Origin of the sequence: Brooklawnia sp. (assembly GCF_032229645.1) — a bacterium.
GTDB lineage: Bacteria > Actinomycetota > Actinomycetes > Propionibacteriales > Propionibacteriaceae > Brooklawnia.
In genome coordinates this window covers 2443-10730 of record NZ_JAVTWX010000097.1, presented here as the reverse complement: position 1 = coordinate 10730, position 8288 = coordinate 2443, and the positions used below count along the sequence as shown (strand labels likewise).

8 protein-coding genes are annotated in these 8288 nt (G+C 68.0%); 7 read left to right on the top strand and 1 reads right to left on the bottom strand.

The features are described 5' to 3' along the window. The first annotated feature begins 150 nt into the window (after positions 1 to 150). The 3 genes from AAFP05_RS07250 to AAFP05_RS07240 all read left to right on the top strand — a co-directional run bounded on the left by AAFP05_RS07250 (position 151) and on the right by AAFP05_RS07240 (position 5234). A complete protein-coding gene (locus AAFP05_RS07250; protein ID WP_341729217.1) occupies positions 151 to 405 on the top strand; it encodes a WhiB family transcriptional regulator in 255 nt (84 codons plus the stop codon). Between the two features lie 69 nt (positions 406 to 474). Continuing rightward, positions 475 to 3603, top strand: coding sequence for a glycosyltransferase (locus AAFP05_RS07245; protein WP_341729187.1), 3129 nt, complete (start codon positions 475 to 477; stop codon positions 3601 to 3603). Further along, entirely contained in the window at positions 3600 to 5234 is a 1635-nt protein-coding gene (locus AAFP05_RS07240; RefSeq protein WP_341729186.1) for a DUF5719 family protein, read from the top strand. Before AAFP05_RS07245 ends, AAFP05_RS07240 begins: the two co-directional genes overlap by 4 nt. Positions 5235 to 5282: 48 nt before the next feature. On the opposite strand, the gene AAFP05_RS07235 is transcribed toward AAFP05_RS07240, so the two are convergent. Continuing rightward, positions 5283 to 5717, bottom strand: a complete 435-nt coding sequence (locus AAFP05_RS07235; RefSeq protein ID WP_341729185.1) for a metallopeptidase family protein — start codon at positions 5715 to 5717, stop codon at positions 5283 to 5285. A gap of 92 nt (positions 5718 to 5809) precedes the next feature. Between AAFP05_RS07235 and AAFP05_RS07230 the strand changes: the two genes are divergently transcribed. The 4 genes from AAFP05_RS07230 (at position 5810) to AAFP05_RS07215 (ending at position 8259) form a co-directional block, all read left to right on the top strand. Beyond that, on the top strand, positions 5810 to 6184 hold the full coding sequence (locus AAFP05_RS07230; RefSeq protein WP_341729216.1) for a DUF3499 domain-containing protein: 375 nt from the start codon (positions 5810 to 5812) through the stop codon (positions 6182 to 6184). A gap of 86 nt (positions 6185 to 6270) precedes the next feature. Continuing rightward, complete coding sequence (locus AAFP05_RS07225; protein ID WP_341729215.1) at positions 6271 to 7026, top strand: HAD-IIB family hydrolase; 756 nt, start codon at positions 6271 to 6273, stop codon at positions 7024 to 7026. A gap of 2 nt (positions 7027 to 7028) precedes the next feature. Beyond that, on the top strand, positions 7029 to 7232 hold the full coding sequence (locus AAFP05_RS07220) for a Trm112 family protein (RefSeq protein ID WP_341729184.1): 204 nt from the start codon (positions 7029 to 7031) through the stop codon (positions 7230 to 7232). Between the two features lie 7 nt (positions 7233 to 7239). Next, entirely contained in the window at positions 7240 to 8259 is a 1020-nt protein-coding gene (locus tag AAFP05_RS07215) for an SIS domain-containing protein (RefSeq protein WP_341729183.1), read from the top strand. The last annotated feature ends 29 nt before the right edge of the window (positions 8260 to 8288 follow it).

Here is an 8288-nt window from a genome sequence, read left to right as displayed (position 1 = left end):
GCGGCGCACGACCTCTTATATCCAACGGGATCGGCTTATATCCAACGGGATCGGCCATCTTGACGCCCCATGAACCACACGGGTGTAATTTCAAGGGTGTAAGTTGTGTCCCCCAGGCGAGCCGGTCGAAAGGAGTGGGAAGTGCAGCCCTTGCAGGAGCTCTTCGACAACGATGAAGACGACGGCGTCCTCGGCTGGCAAGAACAGGCTTTGTGCGCCCAGACCGATCCAGAAGCGTTCTTCCCCGAAAAGGGTGGCTCCACGCGCGAGGCGAAGCGCGTCTGCCAGAATTGCGAAGTGCGGTCCGAGTGCTTGGACTACGCGCTGTCGAACGACGAGCGTTTCGGCATCTGGGGCGGGCTTTCGGAACGCGAACGCCGCCAGCTCAAGAAGCGCGCGGTCTAGGCACGATTCGCGGGCCTGTCGGCCTGCAAATGCCGCAGGTCTTTCACCGCGTTCGCTAGGGTTCAGCTAATGGACCGGCCAGAAGACATGTGGGCATGGGCCCATCGCTCGCCCGACGACCCGCCCGCAAACGTGGACGCCAGCACGGTGCTGGCGGTACTCGTCGCGCATAATGGCGAACAGTGGCTGGGGAGAACACTGGTGGCACTGGCCAGAATGGACGATCAACCCGGACGCTTGATCTCCGTCGACGCCGGTTCGTCGGATGGCTCGCGCGCGCTGCTCGACAAGGGCGTCCACGACGGCCTGATCCACACCGTCGTCGACGGCCACGCCGACCAGGGCTTCGGCGCGAACGTCGGCATCGCCATTGAGCAAGCCACCGGCGACGGCTTCGATCCGGCCACGATCTGGCTGCTACACGATGACTCCGCCCCGAACCGCAGTGCACTGACCGAACTCCTGCTGAGCGCCGCTACCCCCGACGAGGACGGCAGATTGCCTTCGATCGTGGTGCCCAAGCTGCTGCGTCCCAAGCGTCGTAACCATCCCGATCAGATGAGCGCGGTCGGCGAATCGATCTCGCCGTCCGGCCAACGCGTGCACACCGTCGAGCCCGGCGATATCGATCAGCACCAGCAAGAACCGGCTCAGGTGCTCGGCGCCTCGACGGCGGGACTGCTCGTCACGGCCGACGCGTGGCGCCGCCTGGGTGGCCTCGATCCGGCCATCCCGCTCTTCCGTGACGGCGTCGATCTTGGCTGGCGAGCCAACGCACAGGGCTTGGTGGTGCGCACCTGTCCCAAGGCCGCGTTGCGCCACGTCGAGGCCGGACGCATCGGATTGCGCGACAGTGTGTTGGCGCCCGACTCCGTGCAGGCCGATCTGGCGGCCGGAATGGCGGTCGCCGCCGCGCATTCGGCCAAGCCCGGCCGCACGATTGCGCGGATCAGCGCTCAATCGGTCGCCGGCGCCGCCGGCTATCTGCTCGGCAAGTCGCCAAGCCTGGCCGGCAGCCGGCTGCGCGCGGCGGCTCTGCTGCGGCGGCGCAGATCCGAACTCGTCGCGACCGCAGCCAAGAACAGGGCGGAGGCCACCACCGAACTGGCGGCCGGACTGCTGCCGGGCAGTGGCTGGGGAGTCAAGCGTTTCTTCGATCGCACCGCCGGAGCCGTCAGCGACTACTACAACGACCTCACCACCGACGACGATTCCGGGATGCTGGACGAACTCACCGGCGACGACTTCGCCGGCGGCAGGCAGCGCGTCCGGCTCTGGTCGCCGGCGGTCATCGGGTTGCTGGTGATGCTGGCCGGTAGCCTGTTCGCAGCCCGCCAGCTCATGCATTTCGGCACCTTGTCCGGACCCGCGCTGCTGCCGGCACCGAGCGACCTCACGCAGGCGTGGCGCAACTGGACTCGGTCAGATGCCGGGCTGCCCGGGTCAAACGCCCCTTGGCTTGGCCTGATGGCTCTCGGCTCGACGCTCGCGTTCGGACAGCCCGACTGGTTCGCCACGTTGCTGCTGCTCGGCGGCCCCGCGTTGGCGAGCTGGTCGGCGTTCCACTACCTGCGCGCCATCACCGGGCACGGCTGGTGGACGGCCGCGCTCGCCTGTTTGTGGGGTGTACTGCTGCCGCTGGTCGGTGCCACCGGGCAGGGATCGCTCGACATGTCGGTGCTGGCGATCGTGTTGCCGCTGCTCGGGATGGCCGCCCGCCGCTGGCGCCGCATGGCGATCACCGGCGCGGACGGCCTGCGCGCGCCCGCCATGGTGGCCGTGCTCACCGGAATACTCTGCTCGTCCATGCCCTGGGCTTGGCTGCTTGGCGTGGCGATCGCGGTCTACGCGGGCGCTGGACGCAAGGACCTGCGCGGCATGCTGATAGCCATCCTCGGTCCGGTGGTCATGACTGCCTCTTGGCTGCCGCGGCTGTTCGCCGATCCCGGCCGCCTGCTCACCGGCACCGACCCGGCAACCCGCCTCGCGGGACACGCGCCGGACGCCTGGCATGTGCTCACCGGCAGCGCCTACCTGCCTGGCGCGCCCTGGCCGTTCGGGGTGGTGGCCATCGGATCGATCTGGGTGATCGGCGTCCTCGGGGCAGTTCGGGCCCGGCCTGCCGGGCGCAGGCAGGCGATGGTGTTGCTCGTCAGCGGGCTGGTGGCCGCCGTTATCGCCGTTCTGCTGCCACGCCTCGTCATCACGGTGGCGCGGGTGTCTGTGCGTCCGGATCCGACAGGTCCGCTGCTCATCGGACTCTTCGCGCTGCTGAGCCTGGGGGCCCTCGGAATCGGCCCGGAGCCGTCTCGCGTGGTCGAGGAGCCTTCGGACGACGTGGCCGAGCGCCCGATCGCCAATCGCAGCCGCGCTCTGCTGGGCGCCGGGCTGGCGGTGTCGATGGTGCTGGGGTTCGGGTGGTGGCTGATCGGCAGCACCGCGCCGCTGCACCGCGAGACAGCGGAGTTGCCCAGCTACGTGAGCGGTGCACAGGAGTCGGCGCGCCAGACCCGCACCCTGATGGTCGATCTGAGTAGCGGAGTCGCACGATTCAACGTCACCGCGGCAGCCACCCCGGCCTGGGGACGAGCCGAATCGCCGCTGCTGGCCTTCGACGAGCAAGCCGCCGACGAGATCTTGCAGGTGGCCGAGCAGTTTGCGCAGGGACAGCCCTCCGATGATCTGGCAGCCCGGCTCACCCAGTTGGGCATCGGCCATGTCTGGGTGCGCGGTGCTCATCCCGACGCGATCACCGCGCTATCGGCTGCCCCGCAGATGAGTGCCGCGACCCATGACGAACAGACCGTCGTCTTCGCCATCGCCACCAACCCGAGCCGCGCCCTGCTGCTCGATCCCGGCGACGAAGCCGCTCGTCCGATTGCCGACGGCATGATCCGCCAGGCGGATCCCGAGACGCTGGTTGTGCTCAGTTCCCCGGCCGACTCCGATTGGCATGCGGAGATCGACGGCCAACCGCTGCCGGACGCCGACTCCGGCGACTGGCGGCAGGCCTGGCAGACCCAGGGCCGTACCGGCCAGCTGCATTACTGGATGGGCGCCGACGTCCTGGCGGTCAGCTGGCAGGCGCTCGCGCTGCTGGCGCTGCTGGTGATGGCAGCCCCCACCATTCAGCGGGCCAACGCCCCGCGCCGCGCGTTGAAGCACGATCCCGTCTCGTCGACAGGGGAGGGCCGATGAATCCACGACGCGGACTGCCATCCGACCCGGACGACCAGTTCGGCAGCGACGAAACCGAACTCGAGATGAGCGCGATCCGTCGCGGGCTTTGGCTGGACGAATCGCAGGATGTGGTCGCGCCGCGCCGCGCCTCCCGGGCGCTTGCAGATGGTGAGGACGAGGATCCGACGCTGTCGTCCATCGATCTGGCGCCGAGGCACGCGGGCCCGCCCGAGGATGTGGACAGCGCAGACGACCAGCAGGGCGCCGACGCGACACCTGGCCGACCGATGACGGACAAGGCGAGGCCGGCGCAGAATCCCAGCCCACCGGCGGCGAACACCGGACGCGGCGCATCGCGCTGGCCGTTGACTGTCGTGGGTATCACGGTGCTCGGCCTGGGCACGGCGTTCGGAGCGGGAGCCATTCCCGCCGAGCCGGCACCGCTGTCTGGGACGATTCCGCTGGTCACCGCGATCAGCCGGATCTGCCCGGTACCTGCCGGCGGCGAGGCGAGCTTGTTGGCGTTCACGCCCGACGGCGGAATCGACGTCCGCCAGATCGGGGACGACCAGGCGACCACCCAGTCCGGCCGCTTGGAGTTGCCTGGGCAAACCGAGCCGCTGCTGATCAGTCCGGCCGTCGCAGAGTCCGGCGTCACCGGCGGCTCACTGGTGACCACCGAGAACCAGCAATGGTGGGGCGCCTGCGAGGCAGGTGCCGACGACCAGTATGTTCAGCTGCCCGGCGGGGCGGAAGCTTCGTTGACGATCGTCAATCCGGAATCGGTTGATGCGTTGGTCGATGTCACGCTGAGCGGTCCCGACGGCGAGATCACCGGCGACGGGCTGCGCGGCATCACCGTCGGCGCAAATTCGCAGCATGTCATCGACCTGGACCCGCTGGCAGGGTCGGTCGACGCGCTGGGTGCCCGGGTGCGCACCAGTCTGGGGCGGGTAGGCCTGAGCGCCCAGGTTGCCCGCAACTCGGGAGCCGATTTCGCCACCGGCACCCTGCAGAGCACCGATCTGATCATCCCTGCGGTGCCGGCCCGGCCCTCGAAGACGGTGATCCTGCTGACCAATCCCGGAACCAGCCGCGCCGTCGTCCAGCTCGAAGGCCTGAGCGAGGCCGGGCGCTTCACGCTTCCAGGTTTCGAATCGGTCACCTTGAATGCTCAGCGCACCGCGGCAGTGGACCTCACCGACGCGATCGGCGGGCTGCCGGTCTCGCTGCTGATCTCCTCGGACGATCCGATCGCCGCCTCCGCGGTCGTCACCGCCAGCGATGATTTCGGTATTGAACCGGCGCAGGCCGCCGACGAATCCGTGGCAGGCCAGAACCTCGTCGGTGTCGTCGCGGGGCCGGGTAGCTTGCAGCTGGCCAATCCGGGCAACAGGGAGGCGCTCGTCGTCGTGGATTGGGGAGAAGGCCAGGCCAATGCCAATCTGAGGATCCCTGCCGGGACGGTGGCGTCAATTCCGATTCCCGAAGCCGCAGCGACCGCTCGGGCCACGTCGACCGCGCCGCTGTTCGGCGCGTTGATGTTGAGTGCTCAGGGCCGGTCGGGATTTGCCATCGCTCAACTCGAACCGGCGGCCCGTGCTCGATCGACCATGCCGGTGGAGATCGATGTGGGTCTCGGCCGCTGATAGTCGACGCCGGGTTCCCGATCTCAGGGGCCTTAATCGCCGCCGCGTTCACTCCTCGTCCAGGTCGGGATCCAGATCGTGCATCGAGCGTGCTGTGAGCGCAGATAGCTGCTCGACGAGTGTGATGTGGACGAGATCGCGGAGGTCGTCCCGGTCGGAGGCGCGGCGCTCCAGCGGACGCCGGAAGAGCACGATGCGGGCGGGACGGGTCGTGGTGGCGTCGATGGCCGCCGCGAGCGGAACCCGGTCGAGCAGCGCCCAGTCGAAGGTTGAACTGGGCACATCCTCGACCCCGACATCCACTCCGGCAAGCGCGTCCGGACAGGTCTGCATCAGTCGTTGGATCGACGCGGTAATGGCCTGGATGAAGAATTCGGCGGCGCTGACGTGGCCGGGCAGCCGCACCGGGGCGCCGGTGAGGGGATTGGGCAAACAGAGCGGTCCCCGTACGCCCCTGCCGTGCCGGTCGCGTCTGTCGGTCATGACGGCACTCTAACGCCCAGGTTGAGAAACGCGCCGCCCCGAGCGGTCCTATCTGGCCTCACAGGTTGTCACAGGTTAGCGTGGGGGTCGTGATGAACAGGCAGTGCACCCGAAGCGGCTGCAAGGGCCGGGCCGTGGCCACGTTGACCTACGTCTATGCCGACTCCACCGCAGTGCTCGGCCCGCTCGCTCTGCAAGCGACGCCCGGCTGCTACGACCTGTGCGCCGGCCATGCGTCCAAGATGACCGTGCCGCAGGGCTGGGAGGTCATCAGACTCGCCGAACCGGAGACGCTTGTTCCCGAGCCGGACGAGGACGATCTGCTCGCCTTGGCCAACGCAGTGCGCGAAGTCGGGTTCTCGGATGGCTCAGGTAGCGGCCGGCAGGCCGGCGATCCGGACACTATCGTCGAGCTGGGACGGCGCGGTCACCTGCGAATGATCGCCGACGCACACCGCCACGGCTGATCGGGTGCCTCAGCACCATCCCGCGCGTGGTGGCGCCCGCTGCCCTGAACTACACTGGCTGGGTGAATCAGCCCGCCCACACACGCATGGTCGCATTCGACCTCGATGACACCCTCGCCGAGTCGAAATCGCCCCTGCAGGCATCGATGGCTCGAACGCTCGCCGATCTGCTGGCCGTGCGCCCGGTCTGCATCATCTCCGGTGGGCAATTCGAGCAGTTCGACACGCAACTGCTGGCCAATCTGCCTGCCGACACGAATCTCGGCGATCTGCATCTGATGCCGACCTGCGGCACCCGCTATCTGCGCTTCTACGAGGGGCTGTGGCACGAGGTTTATGCTCACGACCTGTCTCACGCCCAGAAGCAAGCGGCCAGCGAGGCCCTGGAGAGCTGCGCGAAGGCGCTCGGCCTGTGGGAACCCGACACGCTGGTGACCGGTCCGCGAATTGAGGATCGCGGCTCTCAGATCACCTATTCGGCGCTCGGGCAGCAGGCTGTGGTCGGTGACAAGAAGGCCTGGGATCCCGACGGTAGTAAACGTGAGCGGCTGCGCGCGGCGGTGGCGTTGGAGTTGCCGGACCTGGAGGTCCGCGCGGGTGGCTCGACATCGATTGACGTGACCCGTCGCGGCATCGATAAGGCGTATGGCATGAGTAGCCTGTCGCGGCAGACCGGCGTCGGTCTGGACGAGATGCTCTTCGTCGGCGACCGTTTGATGCCCGGCGGCAATGACTATCCGGTTGCCGAACTCGGAGTCGAGTGCCACGCAGTCAGCGGCCCGGCCGAGACCGAGCGTTATGTCCGCGAACTCATCGAAGAACTGAAAGCAGACGGAGAGTAAAGATGGACACCAAGAATGCTGCGGACGAACTGGGCTTGACCAGGCAATTCCTTGAGATCGCCGCGTGTCCGGCCTGCCACTCGCCGTTCGCTGTTGACTACGAGCGGGCCGAGTTGGTCTGCGTGAATGCCGACTGCGCGATGGCCTATCCGGTACGTGAGGGCATTCCCGTGCTGCTGGTCGATCAGGCGCGAAGCACCCGCTGAGGCTGCCATGTTCAGTGAATTCGACGAGACCCGGCTGGACGATCCTGAGGTTCTGGCCGCCTACGATTCCAGGCTGAGGCATCTTGCGATGGCAGGCGCCCGTATTCGCAGCGAGGCCTTGGATGCTCGGGTGCCTGCCGATCTGACGATGACACCGCGCGGGGTGATCGTGGCGGGCGCCGAGGCCCGGCTGATCCGGGCCGTGCTGGAACCGGTCTGCCCGGTACCGCTGATCGCCTGGCCGCTGCCGGGGCTGCCCGGCTGGGTTGGGGCATTGGATCTGGTGGTGGTATTGGCCAGCGGGTCCCAGGCATACGACAGCCCTGCGCTGATGGCCACGGCGGCCGAGGCGACCCGGCGCGGTGCCCAGGTGATGCTGGCCGCGCCGCAGGATTCGCAGATCGCCCAAACGATCTCCGGTCAGGCGATCCAGGTCCTCACCCGAACCGCCGATCCCACCGCCGCCGCGCTGGCGGTGCTCGCCCAGTTGCACAATGCCGGGCTTGGGCCGGTGGTCACCATCGAGAACGCAGCCGAGGCCGCCGACATGGTGGCGGAGGCGTCCAGTCCGCACCGCGACCTGTCGTCCAACCCGGCGAAGGATCTGGCCTGCGCGCTGGCAGATGCCGACCCGCTGCTGTGGGGTGGCTCGGTGCTGGCGGCGCGCGCGAGTCGCCGGCTGGCGGAGGCGATCAGGGCTGCGTCCGGACGTCATGCCGTGGCCTCGGATGCGGGCGAGATCATTGAGGTGCTGCAGCACACGAAGCCGCATGATCTGTTCGCCGACCCGTTCACAGATCAACAGCAGCGCCGAACGGTGCTGGTGATTCTCGATGATGAGCACTCGGGAGAGGCCGAGTTGCAGGCCGGGCGCCTACTGCATGAGGCCGCTCGGGAGGCCGGTGTACGCGTCTGCGAGATCGGCGCTGGGCAGGGCAGCGAGGTCGACCGCTATATCACCTTGCTGATGCACGGGCTTTATGGCGCCACCTATCTGGCCATCGGATTGGACGGCCAGCCGGACTGACCGCAGGTGGGCGGACTGACCGCAGGTGG

Excerpts from the sequence above, each read along its gene's own strand:
- AAFP05_RS07245 (WP_341729187.1), top strand. The coding sequence starts at position 475 with ATGGACCGGCCAGAAGACATGTGGGCATGGGCCCATCGCTCGCCCGAC.
- AAFP05_RS07240 (WP_341729186.1), top strand. The coding sequence starts at position 3,600 with ATGAATCCACGACGCGGACTGCCATCCGACCCGGACGACCAGTTCGGC.
- AAFP05_RS07235 (WP_341729185.1), bottom strand. The coding sequence starts at position 5,717 with ATGACCGACAGACGCGACCGGCACGGCAGGGGCGTACGGGGACCGCTC.
- AAFP05_RS07230 (WP_341729216.1), top strand. The coding sequence starts at position 5,810 with ATGAACAGGCAGTGCACCCGAAGCGGCTGCAAGGGCCGGGCCGTGGCC.
- AAFP05_RS07225 (WP_341729215.1), top strand. The coding sequence starts at position 6,271 with ATGGTCGCATTCGACCTCGATGACACCCTCGCCGAGTCGAAATCGCCC.
- AAFP05_RS07220 (WP_341729184.1), top strand. The coding sequence starts at position 7,029 with ATGGACACCAAGAATGCTGCGGACGAACTGGGCTTGACCAGGCAATTC.
- AAFP05_RS07215 (WP_341729183.1), top strand. The coding sequence starts at position 7,240 with ATGTTCAGTGAATTCGACGAGACCCGGCTGGACGATCCTGAGGTTCTG.